Origin of the sequence: Veronia pacifica (assembly GCF_001707825.1) — a bacterium.
Taxonomy (GTDB): domain Bacteria; phylum Pseudomonadota; class Gammaproteobacteria; order Enterobacterales; family Vibrionaceae; genus Veronia; species Veronia pacifica.
This window is the reverse complement of sequence record NZ_LYBM01000056.1, coordinates 1-19,113: the sequence shown is the minus strand read 5'-3', so window position 1 is coordinate 19,113 and position 19,113 is coordinate 1. Positions and strand designations below refer to the sequence as shown.

The window sequence follows — 19,113 nt, the reverse complement described above, 5'->3', positions numbered from 1 at the left end:
GAAAGCAAATCGTTTATGAGGCAATAAAACTGGAGGATAGGAAGAATAAACACCCTTTTTTCGTCACTGACTTTACACGCCAGGCACAAAATTCACTATTTCACAGCTAATTTGTCGTTATCGAACTGAATGTATCGCTAAAACTGACCGCTCGAAGTGTATTTTTACAAGCGGGCAGACAAATTTCTACTGCGCGGCAAAAGATACCTGTACCCACTTTTGAAGGCAAGTGTAAATTGATTTATCTGGCTTATCTTACTTGTTGTTATTTTGATCTTTGTCGAACTTTTAGCAATTTAATTAATAGTGCACAATATGCCAATCTCAGTAATTTATGTTTATTATTTTTACTTTCATTAAAAGTGGCGAAGTAATTTAAGTTTAACTTTTTTAGTACAATGGAGCCTTGATCTCATTTTCATTCGTGAAAAGAAGTTGATGCGGATAAATGCTAGCTCTATGTCAACCGAACAGCTTTTGGTTTTCTGCAAACAATGGCAAGTCTTTTAAATCCCCTGTTCCACCTCCTTGTGTCTATTGGTGAGATAATTGACTCGATACTCAATATCGACTCACCATTTCTCAAGGATACGCTCACTTTGTCTCCCCTCAAGTTAGTGGAGCGTTTAACTTCTGCTGGTTGTTAAGCTATCTGAGAGCTTTAGAAGCGGCATTCTTTGATAACGTTATCTAATGCTCTCGATTAGTATGAGTGGTAAAGAGAAGCTAATCCTCTAACTCATTTTGGACAAAATTGAATTAGAAGGGGGAGCACCGGGTATGCCAGATGTATCAGGAAAAATAAGGGTAATATAGGTCTTATTGAATGAGATTTTAGTTAGCGCGAAGACCATAGTCTCTTGTTATAAGCCGGATAGAGACTCACGAAGAACTTCTATGCTTTGAATCCCAATATCACTACTTAACCAACCAAATTGATCTCCATCGAAGCGAGGAAATATGTGCAAATGATAATGGTCAAGCTCATTACATTTTCCATTATTTTGGATAAAAGATATGCCATCAGGATTAAACTTATTGACGATCCGAGAATAAAGATCTCTTGCTACAACTTGGATTTCATCGTGAACTAATGCGGGTAAATCAATGAAAGACTCGTACGGTTCTTTCGGGCAAATGAGAATATGACCGTAATTGATGGGGTCGTGATCAGCGAAAGCAATTACCTGTTCAGATTCATAGATAATTACAGCTTCAATATCACGGCTGACTATTTGCTGAACAATCGTTGTCACCCGATCTCTCCTAAAGACTTATAACGCTTTACTAATGGGCGCATAAATGCATGGCTAAAATTTGCGACGAAGGAGCACAAGTCAAGCGTTTTGCGTCCTTTTGAGTAAATTGTTATACGCTGCCTTCAGCTTCCACAACCAAAATTCTAGCTTCACCTTTTGGATGAGCTACATGTTCAGTACCAACAGAGGCATAAAAAATATCACCAGCATTTAAAGTAGCTGATTGCTCAAGTCCATTGTCTTTATAAAACATATCAACAACACCATCCAAGACAACAAAAACTTCTTCGCCATCGTTAATGTGCCAATTATATGGTTTATCTGTCCAATGTAGGCGAGTTGTGATCCCATTTATATTTGAGATATTTTTAGCACCCCATGCGCGTGTTGCCGTAAACTCTTTACTTCTGATTATTTCCACAATATATCCAGATTAACTGCAAACTCTGTGTAGCTTATAACAGGTTAATAAACCCCAACGTGTCCAATATAATTCCTGCTATTTGTCCAATATAATTCACGAGCGAAATTTGCGACCGTCTGCACGCCCCGGCCCCTCTGGCGTGAAGTGAATTGTCCAAAACCCTTTTGGGGAAAAAGCAAAAATGGGAAATATATTGGATAAATTGGCCGATATGGATATTTAAACAGTGTATTTGAGAGGCGACTGACTAACCGTGCACAACAAGTATCGAGAAATCCTTCATTTCGATTGACGATCAATTTTGGATAAAATTTTTCTTATCTAAAACCTCGGTATTAGACTCTCATAGTGCTATTGCCCTAAATTATTTTTGAACAGACACAGCTTAGATTTGGTGTTGTAAACTATGGATTTCGGATGAGCTGGGTTTGGGAGAAGATAGGCTAAAGTGTGTTTATTGGATTGATGGCTATTGAAAACAATATCCAAGCCTCATCTTCATTAAGCTTAATTTCGATACCTTAGCTTATAGCCTGCATTTACACAAAAATTTAGAATAACGTGCATATACTAGCCAGAACTGATTGAAAAACCTAAATCACAGTGCCTTTATAAAAAAGCACCATGAGTAAACGTCCATTGTTAACACACTTATTAGGTTATTAAAAAACGCCGTTCATTTGAAAGGTTACAATACAAGAGCTGCCCAATGGTTTTAAAAACATTGGAATTCCACCCTTACTTTTCATAGCAATGTAATCACCTGTTTCAGCAACGTAGTCAAAAGATTTCAATTCACTTGCGTATGCTGTGCATGATTTTCCTGTAGTAACGACAGTTGTTCCCGTTACATAACATTGGTCGCTCTTAACTCGGTATTCGGATTCTACAAAAACGGTATCTCCTTTTTTACCATATATACCTGTAAGTTTTAATGAATCACTTCTAGTTCCATCAAACCAATCGGTGAAAATTCTAATATCGGAGCCAAATGCAGTGCTAAATGTGTTTTTTATGGCTTTATCACACTGATAAAACCCTTTTTGGTGTGCTTGTTTTAAAGCAAAATCAATAAAGTCAGAATCTGCACTGGCAAGTGTACTATTTGACAGTAAAAGAGCTCCAACAATTAATCCAACTTTATGTTTCATTGCAATTATTTCTCCATAGTTTAATTACTTAGTCTAACCGGGGGTTAAACCCCAACGTGTCCAATATAATTCCTGCGATTTTTCCAATATAATTCACGAGCGAAATTTGCGATCGTCTGCACGCCCCGAACCCTCTGGTGTGAAGAGAATTGTCCAAAATCCTTTGCGGGAAAAACTGAACCAGAACAGTCAACATCGCACACATTTCGCTAACGGGATGCGTTGGCGGTCTGCCTACAGGCAAAGTGTGGAGGGCATCCATGCCGCCTTGAGTAAACCAGTCAATCCACCTACCCACTGAGGAGCAGGCTGCACTGATAATGCGGCAGACATCGACAATCGTTTTGCCTTCGTGGAGTTGCATGAGAGCAATAAGTCTGCGGGCATAATCCTTGTCCTTGGTAGTCTGTATCGCTTTTTTCATCCTACGACGTTCGCCACGAGGTATCGGTGCTATGATGGCCATCACTCAGTCCTTTTGTCGGTATGTTTCGGTTTGGCGATTGATCAGATCGCACAAAAGGACTGAGTTTCTCTTACCTTTGAGATCTACTATTGGGAAAAGCTATTTAGGTTTTTAGGGCTTTTTGATGAGATTTATTTGAGGGAGATGAATTGCCGACATAAATCCCAATAGCGACGATACAGACACCGAAAATATGTTCAAACTGAACATGTTGGCCTGAAAATAAAGAAATAAGTAAAGTAAACACTGGCATGATGTTAAATAAAGGAGATATTTTTTCCGGACCAAGAACGATAGCACCTTTCATCCAAAAGTAATATGCGAGCAAAGTTCCAAACAAACTCATATAGGCTATGAGTGACAGATCTATAAGCGTTATTTCATTCAAGTTATCTCTAAAGTCAATTTGGTACATCGCTACAGCTGCCATTTGAATGGTACCAATGCTTAATATCCAACGTAGCTGCTGGCTCACTGGGATATCAGATGTTAGTCGCTTTGCTAGAATCGTATATAAACAGCCACTGACTAAAGCAGATAGCATATAAAGATCACCGATATTACTGAATATAGAATGAATCTTTCCACCTGCTATCACAATCACCACGCCAAAGAAACTCACTATTGCTCCTAGAGTTGCTCTCAACGAAATGGACGTATTTAGGATGAATCCTGACAGAATAATAGTGACAAGTGGAATATTTGCTTGAATCACAGCAGCGTTAACAGGAGAAGTAAAATTCATTGCAGAAAAAATGGAAAAGTTCTGGACAGTAACACCGATAGTCGCTAATAAAAAAAGTGAAAGTACACTTTTTTTGGTCAGTTTGACATCACTTTTAGACCGCTTGCTTACCCTTATCAGCAATAGAATCAAAGCCGCAATCGCAAACCGTAAGGTCGCTGAAGTGAGTGGCGATATGTTGCCATTGATAGTCTGAATGACATTAAAATTGCTAGACCAAAAAAAAACTGCGACAACAACGCCACACCAGATTGATAAATGTTTATACATAGAGCTTCCAGATTAAAACTTACTTGACACGGTCATGTTATATATTTCATATTTGATCGTTAATAGTGAATAATGAGAGAGTAAATCCCAAATATGGAAGATCATTCTTTAGACGATCTTTTATTGTTCGTTTCTGTCGCTCGATATCAATCCCTTACTCAGGCGTCTGAGCATCTGAATATTCCGTTATCAACTATCAGCAGAAAATTAAAAAGACTTGAAGTCAGCCTTAATTGCAGATTATTTAACCGAAGTGCACATCATTTCGTATTAACTTCTGATGGAAAAAAGTACTATCAACACTGCGAGCCACTCCTTACTCGCTTAAATAATGTGTCATCAAGAGTTGCCACTGAACATCAGTCCTTGAGTGGTACATTAAAAATATCAGCACCAATCAATATGACACAGTTGTGGCTGAAAAAATGTATCTATGAGTTTGCAGAAAAGCATCCAAACATATGTATCGACTTGGATGTTCAGAATGAAAAAATCGACCTTGTCTCTAAACGCGTCGATATTAGTTTTCGTCTTGGTGATCTTATTGAGCAAGACTGGGTTGCGAGAAAATTATGGTCGATTCCATTTGGGCTATGTGCTTCAAGAAGTTACATTGAAAAAAATGGTCCAGTTACCCACCCTAAACAACTTGTTAATCACCGTTTAATTACGGTAAATAATGATTGTCACTGGAAACTCGTCAATCAAACTACCAATGAAGTATTTAGTGATGAATTACAGTTCCAATTCTCTTCAAATGATGTGTTACTGGTAAGAGACGCTGTCGTCCATGGTTTAGGTATTGCGTGGATTCCGACCTATTACTTTCATGAACTAAATCATGATCAACACAACCTATTGCCTTTATTGCCCGATTGGCAGGACGCCGGTAAAGAAGTGTTCATTATGTACAGAGATCGTGATAAGCGCCCCATGAGAGTTGATGCATTTATTGAACATGTTTCTATGTGGAAGAACCGTTTTAATATGTTCGTTTGAGATGGACTTGTTAAATTGTGTCGACACAAATTTGCTTAAGCTGACTCCAAAACAGAATGTATAAGGTCCACAAGACAATCAAGCAGATGTAGCATTGAGGGGCAGTTTTTTCTGCGGTTTATCAAGGAAGGTCTGATGCGGTTTGAGTGCGTTATATTGCGCAGCCTCAGTGAGTATCGGACGGTGAGTAAAAGGAAGATGCAGTGGACTACCCATCATTAAAGATTGAACTAACAAAAAGGTCTGAATCCAATCCTGACATCGTGGGGCTTGCGATAGCAGGTTCTTACGTGAGGAATACGCAAAAGCCGGACTCTGATATTGATGTCTGTCTCTTCGTTTCGAACCCGGATCAGTTCATCAGCAATCCCTGTTGGGCTGAATTTTTTGGAGGAATTCAGTCCACAAAAATAGAAGACTGGGGTGTCGTTAAAACGCTGCGGGTATTTTATAAACATGGCCCTGAAGTTGAATTCAATTTCAGTACGCTGGCATGGGCTGATATACCGGTTGACCCCGGCACGCACAGAGTTGTCGCAGACGGAATTGATATCCTCTACGACCCTACCGAAAGATTATCGACGCTTCAGCACCATGTATGTGCTTAACGCGCTTGTGTGGGTTACGGCCGCTTTTTCGGTCCGGGGGATTCCACTTCGCATTGGTACCCCTAGCAACCCCAAGATTTAACAGCCTCGAGATTTAGCAGCCCCGAGATCTAGCAACCCCAAGATTAAAAAACCAAAGGACATGGAATGAGACTTGGAATTATTTCCGCAATTAAATCAGAAACCTCCGTGCTTATGGAACAACTTGAGAGCGTTGAAAGCATTGCATCGCCATATCAGATCTATAAAGGCACGCTGAAGGGCATTGACGTGATTTTGTGCATTTGCGGGTTGGGTAAGGGGAATGCGGCAGCAGCAACGCAAACCATGATAGATAGGTTTGAGGTGCAAGAGATCATTAACCTGGGCATTTGTGGTGGCCTGCGTCCTGATGCGAAAATAGGCGACGTAATCGTCTCTGCCTCATTTGTTCAGCATGATTTTAATCTGGGGCTTGGCGATAGACATTATGCCTGGCACCCGACATACGAGTCTCACCTTGTCACGACCCAACTACCACGCTCGTTGCCCCTTAATGCTGATGCAGTGTTGGCCTCTGGCGACATGTTTATCAATGACCTCGTCGTGAAGCAACGTCTGATTGAATTAACGGGTGCGTCTGGCTGCGATATGGAAAGCGCGGCGATTGCACAAATATGTTTTCGAAACAGAATACCCTTTGTGAGTATCCGTGGTGTTTCAGATATTGCCGAGGACGTCCCTGGCGATTTTGACAGCAACATGAAACAGGCCATTCAATCTTCGACAGAATTACTCTTACGTTCAATAATACGCTCACCGGAGGCGTCGGTGGTATAGCAAGAGACTGTGGCATCAATGGCCATCCAAGACGCCTTCAATTTTCAAGATATTCGTTCTTCAAGGCTATCAGTCTTCAAGGCTATCAGTCTTGAAGAGAAACGGGACTAACATATTGATTTGACGTTATTCGCCATCTCTCCAGTACACAAAATTTAATTGAGAATAGTTCTCATCAGTGATATTTTTCAGACAGCGATGTTTTTCAGACATCTATGTTTTTAGATACCTATGTTTTTAAGACACCCCTGTTTTTAAAACACCCATATATAAAAAGCTATCAGTTAGCACAGACACCCGTGTTAATCCGGTAAGGACAAGGTATGAAAAAGACAGTCACCCTTGGTTCTGTTCAGGAAACTCTGCTGATCCCTCTTCTTGGCCGCGCTCAAGAAACGTCACGTCCCAATGGGTTGCTCAGCGATCCCCGTGCGCAAGAGATCATCGACCAGCTTGATTATGACTTCAGCAAATGGCGCGGCGACTCCAGCCTTGCGGTAGCCTGCGTCAGAACGCGGATCTTCGACGATATCGCCCTGCGTTTTCTTGAGAAATATCCCGATGGCACAATTGTTGAGATTGGCTGTGGTTTAAATACCCGCTTTGAACGCATCGATAACGGGCTGGCCAACTGGTTTGAGCTGGACCTTTCTGACTCCATCGCGTTACGTCGTTCGTTTTTCAGCGACCAACCTCGCCGAACTATGATTGAAGGCAGCGTGCTCGATAAAGAATGGATAGAGCCTGTTGTTAAACTCGGTAAACCAACCCTGTTTTTATCAGAGGCTGTACTCATTTACCTTGAAGAACATCAGGTGAAACAAGCGATTGTGCAGATTGCTGACGCATTCCCAGAGGCTTGGTTTGTAACGGATATGTGCAAATCTTCCATGACAACAGCACAGGCTCATAAAAAGAACATGGCGCGTTTTGGGGTGAAAACGTGGTTTAAATGGGCCTGTGATGATCCCACATTACTTACCCATTGGCACCACGACATCGCGTTTGTCTCCACACAATCGATTGCGGATGCCAGCCCAGACATTGTGGCAAAAATGCCGTTTATATGGCGTACCTTGCTTCGGGTGACCCCATTTATTGTCCGCTACTTAATGAAAGATTACTGCATAGCGCAGTATCGCTTAGGCAAGTAGCGGTTTAGTCAGCCTGAGCGCGACCGTGGTTCTTAACACGCTGGCCATGCAGCAGTGACGGTCACGCACAGGTCACTTATTGGTATGATTGAAAATAAAAGCGACAGACAGGAAGGCTAAAAATACCCCTCAACCAGGATGAGTTTACTCTCGATTGTTTGGTGGCGAATGGCAAACAAGGGCTGTACGTCGGAGTCAGCCAAAAACGCCTTCGCATGGGTTGTGCTGGGAAACTCCAACACCACTACCCCTTTGCCTGCTTTCTGACCTTGGCAATGGTTGAGCGGCTACAGCCAAGCAAGCTCTGGATCTGAGACCAGCTTTTGCCCTCATTAAGCAGCAGGCCAACGTTTTCCCGCAGTTGATGGTCTGGTTGCCGTCCCGGGTATTTGCCCAGCGTCTTGGCCTTGGCGATCCCTTGTGCCTGACGTTTTCTGCGGGTTTCGTAATCGTCCCTCGCCATTGCGGCGGCGAGATCAATCATAAACTCGGTCAACACCCGGGATATCATCGAATGCTCACCACTGCCATCGAGCACACCGTGGGTCATTGGCTGATCCAGCACCACAATATGCAGTCCGGCATCCACCAGTTGCTGTTTTAGCTGTTTCCACTGTTCGAACGGCAAACGCGACAGCCTGTCCACCTTTTCTATCAAGAGTACATCATCTTTATGTGAATCAGCTATTAAGCGTGCCAGTTCAGCTCTGTCCAGTTTTGAGCCTGACTGACTCTCTGTGTAAAAACTGGCAATGCGTACACCTTTTTGCTCAGCAAACTGAATAAGCTCTGATTTAGCACGATTTGCATCCTGATCATCAGTTGATGCTCTCAGGTAGGCTCTTATGAACATATGGTCCACTATCGGTCTGTTTTGGGTCTGGTGTTCAATACTAGTTCGCATAGGGTGTTAAATCAATAATTAGCGAACCAGTCTGTGCACCAAATCTGATGGTTTCCGTAAAGTGCACCCTAAAAGAACCACTTGCAATGCAAGTGATGACGGACTCATACCATGAATCAATGAGCAAATTGGAAAATGACTATGTCGGTTTAGTGGGGCCTGTTGCAAAAACGAACAACGGGCAGCAAAAACTGAAATCGAGCACCAGACTCTAGCTACCTTCCCCTGAACATATGATCCAATGAACAATCCCCACTTCAAATGGAAACACTTCGCCCCTGAGATCATTCTTTGGTGCGTCCGTTGGTACGGCTCTGCGCCCCCTGAGTTACGCACACCTCAGTGATATGCTTGCCGAACGAGGGATCGCCGTTAGCCGTTCGAGGCTTTACCGCTGGTTTATTGAGTCTTCCCAGAAGCTATGCCTTTTGCGTAATTTATTTACATTACTGTATTGACGCAGTAAAAAAATATGCAGCCAGAAAAGGAAACAATCAAAATTAAAAATCAGATACCTGTCGCATTATAATTATAATATTTATCCACTAAAAATTTTAATGAGAAAATTTATATTCAATAAAAATAAATAATTTTGAATACAAAATAGAAAAAATAACATCAAAATTCACAATCACTTATTTTAAAGTAAGAAAGACCAACTAAAAAATAATGTCAATATTGCATCGTGCTAATTTTGATACTTACTATTTGTTTTTTGATATTGCACCATATATTGAAATCTATGCATTCCAAAATAAAGAAATAAAAATACTATACAGCGCCAACTTGTTGTTAAGGTTACAGATATTGAATTTACTCCAAGGCAATGCCAAATCATAAACCTACTGGTTCATGGCTGTTAAAATAAGGAAATAGCCAGAAAAATATTCATCACTGAGAATACAGTTAAATACTACTGCAAAATCCTATTTACCAAATTTTAGGTAAGCAGCCGGACGCAGTTGATATTTAAATTCAGCACCCAGAAGTCCGCATAAATATCATAAATAAGGTAGTGTATGACCCTATTTCGGCAGCAGGCCGTTGATGCTCAACATCAGCGATCATATGGTAGCGTGTCCGTTTCACAGCCCATATCTTTACATCTTCTTGCACGTGCCCTCTATCAGCAACCCAACATACTGTATATGGATGAGGCAACGAGCAGCCTCGATGTGGCAAATGAAACAAGGATTCGTGAAAAAATAGAACTATTGGATATCACCAAAGTGGTTATCGCGCACAGGCTCGAGAAAATTAAACAGGCTGGCCGGATAGTAAAAATGGAAAAAGGGCAGATAACAGAATACCGGGATAATACGAACTGGAGGTCACTGGATGATGAATGATAAAAAAGTTAGATACATGTTACCCTGCTTTTTCATGGTGCCTGAAATCATATATTTCGCCATGAAACAGTTGCTCAAAGTAGACCAACTTCCCGATGATGAAGCAAATATTATTCTTGATATCATAAAGATCGTATCAAGTACTACATTATTGATAATTATGGCTTTAATATTCAAAAAAGACATAATCAAGAGTGTATCGGCACCTAAAGAAAATAAATATACTCAGTTTATATTTTTAGGGTTCTCTCTATTACTTGTGACAAGCTTTACACTCCATTCGGTGTATTATTTAATTTCCATAGTTAATCCTGATTATGTTATTGGCATTTTTACATCAGATGAAAAAACGCTGGTTGATATGTCACATCCAGACGTAATTTTAGATTACTCTCTATATTTTTTATCTCTGGTTGTTTTGGCACCAATAGTTGAGGAAATTTTCTTCCGAGGGTTTCTTCTTGAAAGACTATCACTAAAGTATGGATTCTATTTTTCGATAGCTTTTGGAAGCTTATTATTTTCTATTTTACATACAGATATTTTAGGCGCTTTTATTTTTAGCATCTTTCTATGTGTGGTCAAGGTCCATACAAAGAGTTTGTACGGTCCAATTTTAATACATGCATCTCATAATCTATTTTTATTCATAACTGTATTATCATATGAACTCTTCTCACCATCTTATGAAGAGGATTTAGATAGCAGTTCTATATTAGATTACTTCTATGATGAATCTTATTATATGATTCTTATCGGCATGCTTGGATTTATAGCACCAATTATTTACTTGAGAAAAATAAAAAATAAGGATACTCTTTTTAGTGATTTAAAAACAGTAAGTTAAATGAAATATAATCTCTTAAGTATCATTAAAAAATAGGGGAGTTATACGGACATACTTACTCTTGATCAATTATATGAATGTTCTGGCGGAAAACGACAAGAAAAAGATGTTATCCGTAAAATGTAACATATTAAAAGGGTATACAATGCCCTTTTTTTTAATTTAGGTGGTTAAATAAGTGAAAACGATACTTTGTGTTGCTCTATACTTTTCTATTTTATCATTAGCAATGATTATCTCAGGAAAGATAGATATATTTATTGATTATCCGGGGCTATTTCTTACTTTCATCCCTTGGTTCTTATCTTTTCTAATTTGCTATCCATACCAACAATTTTTAACGTTAATAAGATTGACATTCCAAAAAGTAGAAAGTGATAACGTTAAGAAGACACTGACATGTTTCCTGATGATAGGAGCAAAACTAGCACTATTCTGGGGCAGTATTTTGAGTTTTATCTTCACCATTTCTGCCGCGGGCCAGCTAAGTGGTGAAGATTCTTTTGTGGTAGCGAGCGCTCTGACACTCTGCTTACTTCCTCTTTTTTATGGGGTAGTTTTAGCCGGATTAATGTATGTGTTATCGCTAAGGAACCGTGTTCTATCAGTAGAAACCCTGGTAGATAGTTAGGGTGTTTTTATAAATAAATGACGACATGTATTTACGACTAAGTAATAAAAAGCATCACTAAAGTAAGTGATGCTTTTCGCTTAATTGATTTAAATTCTTGTGCTGAGCCCGGTGCTCTCACTGAATACCGACTCAAACATGTCACAGTTAACACCTGACTGGCTGCTTACTTCCCGCATACGCGCCGTTTTATTCGACTCAAGGCCACAGGGGTAATGCCAAGATACTTTGCGATGTCATTTTGGGTGATCTTGCCGATAAGGTCTGGTGTCTCTTCAAGCAATTTTTCATACCTTTCCTGCGCAGACATACAGAGTAAATCCTTCTCTCTACGTTCTTTTTTTATCGCAAATGCCAGAAGAATATCCATCAGGCTATTCGACAGCTCAACATCACTTTTGCTTGCTTCATAAAGATGACGAAAAGAGAACCGACGTATTACGCAATCGCTCAACGCAACCAGCCCAAAGGTATTTTCACAGTCAGTGTGTGCTGCCGTCAGGTTCCCGATGACATTGCCTTCCCCAATAAAGGATTTCACGGTTTCTTTGCCATCCTCACTGAGGTAATAGGCTTTTAACACGCCTTGCTGTATCAGGTACAAATTCCTATCACCTTCTCCCTGATGAAAAATATGTTCACCCTGAGCGCGAAAAAGCGTTTCACCATGACGTTCAACAAATTCAAAAAATTTCATCACTTTTAACCTAAGTTAACGCGCTGTCCCCGCCAACATTTTACATTTCCTGTCAGCACCTTATCTACACATACGAACAGGGAGCAGTGCATGGAACTCATTGATAAAAAAATAGTGATCACAGGCGGGACGTCAGGTATTGGGCTTGAGGTCGTCAGGGCGGTTGCGCCATTGAACCAGGTCATAGTGATAGCCCGAAACAGCGAAAAGCTTAGCCAGCTTGCCGACACCTTTAACATTACACCGTATCAGTGTGACTTATCTGATCTTGAACAGGTTAAACAGACGGCCACAGCGATAGAAAACGACCATCCAACACTGGATGTCTTGATCAACAATGCTGCCGTGCAGTTTGCGCCAACCTTCATCAGTCGTGACTTCAGCTATGACAATATTGAGAACGAAATTACCACCAACCTGACATCAGTCTGTTGTTTAACCTCAATATTGCTTCCCGCGCTTTTAGCGTCTTCTGACGCCGCGATTCTCAACGTGAACTCAGGGCTGGCACTGGTGCCGAAAACCAGCTCCGCCGTCTATTGCGCCACCAAAAGTGCTCTTCACGCGTTCTCCACCTCGTTTCGTTACCAGTTGGCAGACACACACATCCGTGTTTATCAGTCGTTAATGCCATTGGTGGAGACCAATATGACGGCAGGCCGAGGGTCAGGAAAAATGTCACCGGAGGAAGCAGCAAGTCAATTGATACGCGGTATCGAGCGGGGCGTTGAGGATAACGATATTGGAAAGGTTAAGATCCTGCGCTGGCTGACGAGGATTGCGCCCTCTGCGGCAGCCAAGTTGATGAAAGCCTCTTAGTGACCCTTGTACGTCAGCACTCTGTCATTGTCGAAAAACGAGTTAAATGGAAAACCCGATGAAATCACTGATTAAAGTAATGCTTACTCTTGCGCTTGGCTTTGCATCCACGCTTCTTATTTTAAAAGCGCTCGGTATTCTTGATGCACAACAGATTGAGAACTGGTTACGTCATGCCCAGACGCTGTCTCCCTTTTACACGGGCGGCTTGGCCGTGTTGTTACTGTCAGCTGACCTCTTTGTTGCCATGCCCACACTCACTATCACTATCCTTTCCGGCTTTCTGTTGGGGCATTTGGGTGGCGCGCTGTCGGCAATCATTGGCATGATGCTCGCAGGTGGTATCGGCTTTTTTATGGGCCGAAGGTATGGCGAAAAGCTGCTGATGTTTCTGCTGAAAGATAAGAGCAAACTTGATGAGGTGAGAGCGGCCTTTCAGCGTCAGGGATTTATGATGATTATCTTGTCCAGGGCAGTGCCTATTTTACCTGAGGTGACTGCCTGCCTTGCGGGCACAACGGGGATGCCATTCTCAAGGTTTCTCATCGCGTGGTCTGTAAACACTATCCCCTATTGCGTCATTGCCACGTATTCAGGGTCAATCAGCACGATTGAGGATCCAAAACCTGCAATTATCACCGCCGTGTTGCTGACCGCCTTCTTTTGGTTGGGATGGCTGGTATTCAGAAAGCTGGTGTTGAGGCAAACACTGTCTTTGTCAGATAACTAAACCCACACTGTCACCCGATAAGGCGAGTGAAGTGGATGACCTTTCACTCATTTTACCGGGGGGTGTTGCTCCGGTCAGACCGGCGCTTTTTTTTTACACCACGTTAATGACAATTTTTCCGATGTGCTCACCCCGCCCGAAGCGCGCCATTTCTCTTGGAATATCCTCAAAAGAGAATGGGCCATCAATATGTGTTTTTAAGGTGCCGCTTTCGAACATCTTGTTGATATGTTCGAGTCCTTGGTTCGGTTGAAGCATAATTACAGACAGACGTTTGCCTGTTACCTTTCCGATTAAATGGCCAAGTAACGCAATCTGTATCATGCTCGACGTATTGCCACCACAGGTGATGTGGCGGCCGCCTCATTCAGTACGTTGAGATAGCGGGTCGGAAAATGCTGGGTTTTGACATCCAGGATCAAATCGTAACGTGTCGCTTCTGCAGTAAAGTCGGTTTTTTGATAATCAATGACATGGTCAAAGCCAAGTCCCTTCATAAAATCGAGCTTTAAAGCATGGTCGACACCTGTGACTTCACAGCCGAATTCTTTCGCTATATGTAAGGCAAAAACGCCTACGCCGCCGCCAGCGCCATTGATGAGGACACTCTCGCCTTGTTTGATGTTTCCGAGGTCAACCAGCCCCTGCCATGCCAGCAATGAAGCATGCGGTAGGCTGACTGCCTGTTGAAAGGTCATCAGATCAGGCATGTTGTGCAGGGCCGTCTGCGAAACGCTGGCGTATTCTGCAAAGCCACCGAAACCCGCATCGGAGACGTCACCAAATACCCTGTCTCCGACAGCAAAAGATGACACTCCGGGACCAACAGATTCCACCGTGCCTGCAATCTCGGTTCCCAACACATCGATGTTGGGTTTTAAAATGCCGGACACCAGTCTCGTGATAAAGGGTTTTCCGCACATGATCTGCCAGTCAAAATCATTGACTGATGTGGCGTGAACTTTAACCAGTACTTCCCCTTCTTTGGGTTGTGGGATCGCTTTTTCTACCAGCGACAGCGAGTCTGTTTTGCCATAATGAGAAAGTACGATTGCCTTCATCATTTCCCCTCCACATAGTTATGCCACGTCCATTTTGGCATTGGCCGATATAAACTTAATACACTGTATTCACTGCTATTTACAGGCCAGGCTGAGTCTTGATGGCGGTTTTTTTTCTGACTGAATGGAAGTGTTGGACTATTCACAAAAAGTTGATTTTAATGAAGGGGATACAGTACAAATCTGAGAAGATACGAAAAAAATGAGTGATAAAGTGATTATTGAAGAAGGCGAGCCAATGCCAGAGTACCCTGATGTGGTATCAGTTAATGTTGTTGACGACTGGGTATTATTCATCGAGTTTGCTGATGGCCATAAGAATACCGTCGACTTCAAACCATTCATTTTTAGTGATGACGTTAACCCGATGAATCACAGATATCGTGACCCGGTTAAGTTCAGAGAGTTTAACATTACGTATGGTGAACTTAAGTGGGATGACTACGATATGGGGTTCCCGAATTCGCAGCTATATGATGTGAAAGAAATGGCCCCTGCTTAGCGCGTACTAAAGAAGGCGAGACTGAGCATTGCCATTTTACAGACAAAAGGAAACGGCAATGCTCTGGCGATCAGAATTGCTTGGGTGCAAAACCTGTTACCACTTCCAGCTTCAGCTCTTTACCCAGCTTTGTCAGTGGGTGAACAACAACAAGACCGCGGACAGATTTTTTCAGTTTGCCCATATCACTCTGCTCTTGCTTGGTGATCTCACGAGAAAAAGGCATATCAAGCAGTGCTTTACGTTCTTTGTTCAGCGTGAAATTTTGCTTGTGAGTTAACTGGCTGATCTTCTTGCTCAAATCGTCGATGTCGTCAGTGAACTTGGTCACCATCAAATCGTCACCACGAGACTTAGCGGCATCAAGCTTTACTTGGCTCTTGTTCAGACGGTTTTTCAGTTGTTGTAACTCTTGTTTCATGCTCATGGTAATCGACCACTCAGATTGACTTGGGCGCGGAGTGTATCACAGGCAATGAAAGATGGCATACCCAAACATGTTAAGGGGTGTCTGGGGTGACGCGAGCGCCCTGAAACAAAGGGCAGGGAAGGTATGAGGGGGACGATAGAAATGTCATTCTCATTCACACCACCGACACCGGGCACCTGTGCTTAATCTGGATGGCGCCTGTGCTTAAACTGCATGGCATTTGTGTTTAATCTGCATAGCTGCAGGGCTTTAACACCCTGAATTAATTGATAACAAACGCCTGTCGTTCCTTTATGCAACCTTCCACTGTCACTCTGCGTTCAACCCACTCAGCGTTCAATCAGCCAGCGGCCGGTAAAAACCACCTCACCAATCACTTCCAATGCAGAAAATGCCTCGTCGCTGAAGTGTTGGGGCGGGGCATGTTTCTCATCGTTGCCATATACGGTGACGCCCTGTCCCAGCTCACGGCGGACAAAGCGGATCAGCGGTGCGCCGCCTGAGGTCAAGGCGTAAACACCGGCAGACATCACCTGATTGCGGGACGCATCGACCAGTACCAGATCGCCGCGGGTAAAATCCGGAGCCATCGCGTCGTCACTGACCTTGAGCATAGAGAGCGACTCGTCAGACAGCCCAAGCGTGTCGAGGGCGTCCCGATCAGTGGTCTTAGTTGATGACTTCTCCGTGATATTATGTGTGACAGCGTCACGCCATCCAGCGAGATACTCAGGTGTGGTGTCCAGCGCCCGCGCCAGAATCGGCAACAGATTCAGTGAGGGTTTGCGTTGGTCGCACTCCCAGTTCTGCCAGCGTCCGGTGGAAATGTTCAGCTCTTCCGGTGCCTCGCGGCTTGCGGCCAGCGCCGCTTCCCGTGCCGTCCAGCCTTTTTGCAGCCGCAGCGTGCGGAGTCGTTCCCCTATTTGTTGTTGGTCGGCAGCCTGTGCTCTGGACTCTCTTGTCATTTCGCCCCCCCTGAGTGGGCCTGTGTCAGTAAAAAGTGCCCTGCCGTTTTTTGGACAGGCTATGAACGCATTGTGCCACTAATTGACAGAGGATTACCACACTTTGCGATACTAATCTGCAAAATGAATATTGTTATTACATCATTATGTTGTTAGATTTCCGATCGGATCTAGCAAGGAGAAAGCAATATGATATTACTGGCGATCAGTGGTGATGAAGCATTTGGCCGGGCATGCTGTGCACAGCTCAGTGCTGAACTTGGCAGTGCCAGGCTGCGGCGTCTGTATCTCGGACACCTGCCGGAGCTGGCAGAGCGGGTACGCCGGATCCGGCTGTCACTGCCGCGACTGTCAGACCACTATGTTACCGTAGCCACCGGGGTCAACAGCGAAGAGGAAGCCGCAGAATACCGACGTCTCGGCGGCATGGTCTGTCATCCGTATGGCAGCGTCTCCCTTGAAAAAAATGCGCTGCGTATCCGGCATGGTGATGTGCTGATCAGTCCCTCACCGGATACGCCCTCTCATGTGCTTGAGCCGCTTGATGTCTGGTCAGAACACCTTATTCAGCGGCGGGTTCAGCGTCAGGAGGCCAGAGTATGAACGCACAGTGGGACGCTGTGTTTGAGCAGTGGGCAAGGTGGGTTCACCACGGCCGGATGCTGCCCGGTGGTCAGTCGGTACTGGGCAAACTGATAGAGTGTCAGGGAGTGTTTGGCACCCGTGGCCGACCCGGTGCCCCTGTCGATTGTATGGAGGCGGCGGTCGAGGCGTCGCTGGCGAAATTAGCCAAAAGTAACCAACAGGCTGCGACGGTATTCAGGCACGAATATGGCGCGCTTTCGTCGCCGGGTGCTGATACCCAGCTTAAACGTGCCCATGCCATTTCGGTCAGTTTACCGACCTACAAGCGCCGCCTTAAGCTTGCCCGTGAGCATGTCATTACCGAGCTGAACAGCGCCACATCAGGCGATCAGAAAAGAAAAGTGTGATTTAAGTCACCAACCAAATAATTAAATAACAACATTATGTTGTCATTCCTGAGCTAAGGGTGTAGAGTGTTTGTCAACGTGGTGATGTTGCGCCTGAGGGCACACTCTCAGCGCAGACCAAACGTTATCCAAACTCACAGCAAGCCTCCGGCCCGCCTTTTATGGCGGGCTTTTTTTTACCTGTTTATATGCCTATGACAATGATTGATCGTGTTTCCGACTGGAAAGGACGCCTTATCGCCTATTGCGGCGGTGCGGGCGTCTCTGTGTTCAGTGCGTCGGCTCCGGCGGCAGAGTCGGCGGTATCGACAGCCAGTCCTGACATTCTGACCCTGACCATTCTGCCGGGCACCAGCGTCAGCGCCCTGCTGAGCATTCTTGGTGCTCTGGTGGTGGTTTGCCGCCTTATCTTTGATATCTGGACCTATTTCGACCAGCGCCGTCTGGCCACCAGACACAGGAAACCCTGATGGATGCGACACAACTTTACACCCTGGTGATCCGGCCTGTGCTCCGTCACCTCGGCCTTTACACCCCGGCAGCCGGGCAACTGGTTCTCGGTACCATTTATCAGGAATCCGGTGCCCATTACCTGCGCCAGCTGGGCAAGGGGCCGGCCCTCGGCATTATCCAGATGGAGCCCGCGACCTATCAGGATATCTGGCATCACTTTCTGGCCTATCGCCCGGCACTGGCCGACAAACTCCGGGCGCTGGTCAGTCAGGCATCCCTGAAAAACCGGGAGATACCGGACGACAGCCAGTTGGTCTCCAATCTGGCTTTCGCTGTCGCCATGTGCCGGGTGCATTACCTGAGAGTGCCCGAGCCGCTGCCCGCTGACGACTGTCTCACCGCGCAGGCCGCCTACTGGAAAAAGTACTACAACACCGCGTTGGGAAAGGGCGAAGCGCGAGACTTTATACGCCATTTCCCAGCGGGTGTGTTTCCACCTGAGAAAAGGAGAGCCCATGAACAACAAGAAGAAGATGCCACTTAGCCGTTATCTTGCCAACCGGCTGACCGAGCGTTCCACCTGGGCCGCTATCGGCACCCTTGCCGGGGCCGCGGGGCTTGGCTGGCTGACGGATGCCGAGGTCAGTGTGCTGGTTGACCACGCCCCGCAGATCACCGCAACCCTGCTGGCTCTGATGGCCGCAGTGCTGACACCGACAGGACGTCATGACCGCTTTTTTCCAATCACTGACCGCCGTCGCGGCGCTTCTGGGCCGATTGCTCAATCTCATCGCCCGCCAGCAGCGAAGGCGTCAACACCAACAACGGGAAGCCCGCC

Annotated in this window: 28 protein-coding genes and 1 pseudogene; 17 read left to right on the top strand and 12 right to left on the bottom strand. The window is 44.4% G+C overall.

Features of this window, described 5'->3' with window-relative positions; translation table 11 throughout:
• Positions 1 to 863 precede the first annotated feature (863 nt).
• The 5 genes from A8L45_RS20750 to A8L45_RS20730 form a co-directional block, all read right to left on the bottom strand.
• The gene (locus A8L45_RS20750; protein WP_068905269.1) at positions 864 to 1,256 is read right to left on the bottom strand and encodes an HIT family protein; all 393 of its coding nucleotides are present in this window, start codon (positions 1,254 to 1,256) and stop codon (positions 864 to 866) included.
• Positions 1,257 to 1,368: 112 nt separating this feature from the next.
• Positions 1,369 to 1,680 (bottom strand): cupin domain-containing protein, encoded by a 312-nt coding sequence (locus tag A8L45_RS20745; RefSeq protein ID WP_068905268.1) that lies wholly within the window; start codon positions 1,678 to 1,680, stop codon positions 1,369 to 1,371.
• 665 nt (positions 1,681 to 2,345) lie between these two features.
• A complete protein-coding gene (locus A8L45_RS20740; protein ID WP_068905267.1) occupies positions 2,346 to 2,834 on the bottom strand; it encodes a hypothetical protein in 489 nt (162 codons plus the stop codon).
• Between the two features lie 28 nt (positions 2,835 to 2,862).
• The gene (locus A8L45_RS20735) at positions 2,863 to 3,300 is read right to left on the bottom strand and encodes a helix-turn-helix domain-containing protein (protein WP_068905266.1); all 438 of its coding nucleotides are present in this window, start codon (positions 3,298 to 3,300) and stop codon (positions 2,863 to 2,865) included.
• Between the two features lie 103 nt (positions 3,301 to 3,403).
• Positions 3,404 to 4,315: a DMT family transporter gene (locus A8L45_RS20730; protein WP_068905265.1), complete on the bottom strand. Its 912-nt coding sequence runs from the start codon at positions 4,313 to 4,315 to the stop codon at positions 3,404 to 3,406.
• A gap of 93 nt (positions 4,316 to 4,408) precedes the next feature.
• Here A8L45_RS20730 and A8L45_RS20725 point away from each other — a divergent pair, with 93 nt between their 5' ends.
• From A8L45_RS20725 to A8L45_RS20710, 4 genes are all read left to right on the top strand, one after another.
• Positions 4,409 to 5,314 (top strand): LysR family transcriptional regulator, encoded by a 906-nt coding sequence (locus A8L45_RS20725; protein WP_083228458.1) that lies wholly within the window; start codon positions 4,409 to 4,411, stop codon positions 5,312 to 5,314.
• 203 nt (positions 5,315 to 5,517) lie between these two features.
• On the top strand, positions 5,518 to 5,922 hold the full coding sequence (locus A8L45_RS20720; protein ID WP_068905264.1) for a nucleotidyltransferase domain-containing protein: 405 nt from the start codon (positions 5,518 to 5,520) through the stop codon (positions 5,920 to 5,922).
• A 147-nt stretch (positions 5,923 to 6,069) separates the two neighbouring features.
• On the top strand, positions 6,070 to 6,741 hold the full coding sequence (gene mtnN / locus A8L45_RS20715) for a 5'-methylthioadenosine/S-adenosylhomocysteine nucleosidase (protein ID WP_068905263.1): 672 nt from the start codon (positions 6,070 to 6,072) through the stop codon (positions 6,739 to 6,741).
• A 323-nt stretch (positions 6,742 to 7,064) separates the two neighbouring features.
• Positions 7,065 to 7,895: a class I SAM-dependent methyltransferase gene (locus A8L45_RS20710; protein ID WP_068905262.1), complete on the top strand. Its 831-nt coding sequence runs from the start codon at positions 7,065 to 7,067 to the stop codon at positions 7,893 to 7,895.
• 116 nt (positions 7,896 to 8,011) lie between these two features.
• Here the strand turns inward: A8L45_RS20710 and A8L45_RS25770 are convergent, their stop codons facing one another.
• Both A8L45_RS25770 and A8L45_RS20705 read right to left on the bottom strand, forming a co-directional pair.
• On the bottom strand, positions 8,012 to 8,137 hold the full coding sequence (locus A8L45_RS25770) for a DUF1330 domain-containing protein (protein WP_217492198.1): 126 nt from the start codon (positions 8,135 to 8,137) through the stop codon (positions 8,012 to 8,014).
• A gap of 2 nt (positions 8,138 to 8,139) precedes the next feature.
• Complete coding sequence (locus tag A8L45_RS20705; RefSeq protein WP_068905261.1) at positions 8,140 to 8,748, bottom strand: recombinase family protein; 609 nt, start codon at positions 8,746 to 8,748, stop codon at positions 8,140 to 8,142.
• A 292-nt stretch (positions 8,749 to 9,040) separates the two neighbouring features.
• Between A8L45_RS20705 and A8L45_RS23965 the strand changes: the two are divergent.
• The 5 genes and pseudogenes from A8L45_RS23965 to A8L45_RS20690 all read left to right on the top strand — a co-directional run.
• Positions 9,041 to 9,221, top strand: a pseudogene (locus A8L45_RS23965) (IS6 family transposase); the annotation flags it as partial.
• A 450-nt stretch (positions 9,222 to 9,671) separates the two neighbouring features.
• Positions 9,672 to 9,743 carry a hypothetical protein gene (locus A8L45_RS25765; protein ID WP_139122439.1) on the top strand — a complete coding sequence of 24 codons (72 nt, stop codon included), beginning with the start codon at positions 9,672 to 9,674 and terminating at the stop codon, positions 9,741 to 9,743.
• A gap of 75 nt (positions 9,744 to 9,818) precedes the next feature.
• Positions 9,819 to 10,148, top strand: a complete 330-nt coding sequence (locus A8L45_RS20700; protein ID WP_068905260.1) for a P-loop NTPase family protein — start codon at positions 9,819 to 9,821, stop codon at positions 10,146 to 10,148.
• Positions 10,138 to 10,995, top strand: coding sequence for a CPBP family intramembrane glutamic endopeptidase (locus A8L45_RS20695; RefSeq protein ID WP_068905259.1), 858 nt, complete (start codon positions 10,138 to 10,140; stop codon positions 10,993 to 10,995). The genes A8L45_RS20700 and A8L45_RS20695 overlap by 11 nt, the downstream gene beginning before the upstream one ends.
• A gap of 178 nt (positions 10,996 to 11,173) precedes the next feature.
• On the top strand, positions 11,174 to 11,626 hold the full coding sequence (locus A8L45_RS20690) for a hypothetical protein (protein ID WP_068905258.1): 453 nt from the start codon (positions 11,174 to 11,176) through the stop codon (positions 11,624 to 11,626).
• Between the two features lie 166 nt (positions 11,627 to 11,792).
• On the opposite strand, the gene A8L45_RS20685 is transcribed toward A8L45_RS20690, so the two are convergent.
• Entirely contained in the window at positions 11,793 to 12,323 is a 531-nt protein-coding gene (locus A8L45_RS20685; RefSeq protein ID WP_068905257.1) for a Crp/Fnr family transcriptional regulator, read from the bottom strand.
• A 90-nt stretch (positions 12,324 to 12,413) separates the two neighbouring features.
• Here A8L45_RS20685 and A8L45_RS20680 point away from each other — a divergent pair, with 90 nt between their 5' ends.
• Together A8L45_RS20680 and A8L45_RS23960 are read left to right on the top strand one after the other, a co-directional pair.
• Positions 12,414 to 13,142: an SDR family oxidoreductase gene (locus tag A8L45_RS20680; protein ID WP_068905256.1), complete on the top strand. Its 729-nt coding sequence runs from the start codon at positions 12,414 to 12,416 to the stop codon at positions 13,140 to 13,142.
• 58 nt (positions 13,143 to 13,200) lie between these two features.
• A complete protein-coding gene (locus tag A8L45_RS23960) occupies positions 13,201 to 13,872 on the top strand; it encodes a TVP38/TMEM64 family protein (protein ID WP_083228456.1) in 672 nt (223 codons plus the stop codon).
• A gap of 93 nt (positions 13,873 to 13,965) precedes the next feature.
• On the opposite strand, the gene A8L45_RS25085 is transcribed toward A8L45_RS23960, so the two are convergent.
• Both A8L45_RS25085 and A8L45_RS20670 read right to left on the bottom strand, forming a co-directional pair.
• Positions 13,966 to 14,196 carry a zinc-binding dehydrogenase gene (locus tag A8L45_RS25085; protein ID WP_217492197.1) on the bottom strand — a complete coding sequence of 77 codons (231 nt, stop codon included), beginning with the start codon at positions 14,194 to 14,196 and terminating at the stop codon, positions 13,966 to 13,968.
• A complete protein-coding gene (locus A8L45_RS20670) occupies positions 14,193 to 14,936 on the bottom strand; it encodes an NAD(P)-dependent alcohol dehydrogenase (protein ID WP_217492196.1) in 744 nt (247 codons plus the stop codon). The genes A8L45_RS25085 and A8L45_RS20670 overlap by 4 nt, the downstream gene beginning before the upstream one ends.
• Positions 14,937 to 15,135: 199 nt before the next feature.
• On the opposite strand from A8L45_RS20670, the gene A8L45_RS20665 reads away from it, so the two are divergent.
• Positions 15,136 to 15,435 carry a DUF2442 domain-containing protein gene (locus tag A8L45_RS20665; protein ID WP_083228455.1) on the top strand — a complete coding sequence of 100 codons (300 nt, stop codon included), beginning with the start codon at positions 15,136 to 15,138 and terminating at the stop codon, positions 15,433 to 15,435.
• A gap of 70 nt (positions 15,436 to 15,505) precedes the next feature.
• Here A8L45_RS20665 and A8L45_RS20660 read toward each other — a convergent pair whose 3' ends face one another.
• Positions 15,506 to 15,862, bottom strand: a complete 357-nt coding sequence (locus tag A8L45_RS20660) for a YibL family ribosome-associated protein (RefSeq protein WP_068905255.1) — start codon at positions 15,860 to 15,862, stop codon at positions 15,506 to 15,508.
• Between the two features lie 332 nt (positions 15,863 to 16,194).
• Entirely contained in the window at positions 16,195 to 16,830 is a 636-nt protein-coding gene (locus A8L45_RS20655) for an XRE family transcriptional regulator (RefSeq protein WP_068905254.1), read from the bottom strand.
• 189 nt (positions 16,831 to 17,019) lie between these two features.
• Between A8L45_RS20655 and A8L45_RS20650 the strand changes: the two genes are divergently transcribed.
• The 5 genes from A8L45_RS20650 to A8L45_RS20630 form a co-directional block, all read left to right on the top strand.
• Positions 17,020 to 17,433 (top strand): hypothetical protein, encoded by a 414-nt coding sequence (locus A8L45_RS20650; protein ID WP_068905253.1) that lies wholly within the window; start codon positions 17,020 to 17,022, stop codon positions 17,431 to 17,433.
• A complete protein-coding gene (locus A8L45_RS20645; protein WP_068905252.1) occupies positions 17,430 to 17,822 on the top strand; it encodes a hypothetical protein in 393 nt (130 codons plus the stop codon). Before A8L45_RS20650 ends, A8L45_RS20645 begins: the two co-directional genes overlap by 4 nt.
• Before the next feature lie 161 nt (positions 17,823 to 17,983).
• Positions 17,984 to 18,292 carry a hypothetical protein gene (locus A8L45_RS20640; protein ID WP_068905251.1) on the top strand — a complete coding sequence of 103 codons (309 nt, stop codon included), beginning with the start codon at positions 17,984 to 17,986 and terminating at the stop codon, positions 18,290 to 18,292.
• On the top strand, positions 18,292 to 18,819 hold the full coding sequence (locus A8L45_RS20635; protein ID WP_068905250.1) for a hypothetical protein: 528 nt from the start codon (positions 18,292 to 18,294) through the stop codon (positions 18,817 to 18,819). Before A8L45_RS20640 ends, A8L45_RS20635 begins: the two co-directional genes overlap by 1 nt.
• A partial coding sequence (locus tag A8L45_RS20630) for a hypothetical protein (protein ID WP_139122437.1) occupies positions 18,791 to 19,113 on the top strand: 323 nt, incomplete at its 3' end. The genes A8L45_RS20635 and A8L45_RS20630, both read left to right, overlap by 29 nt.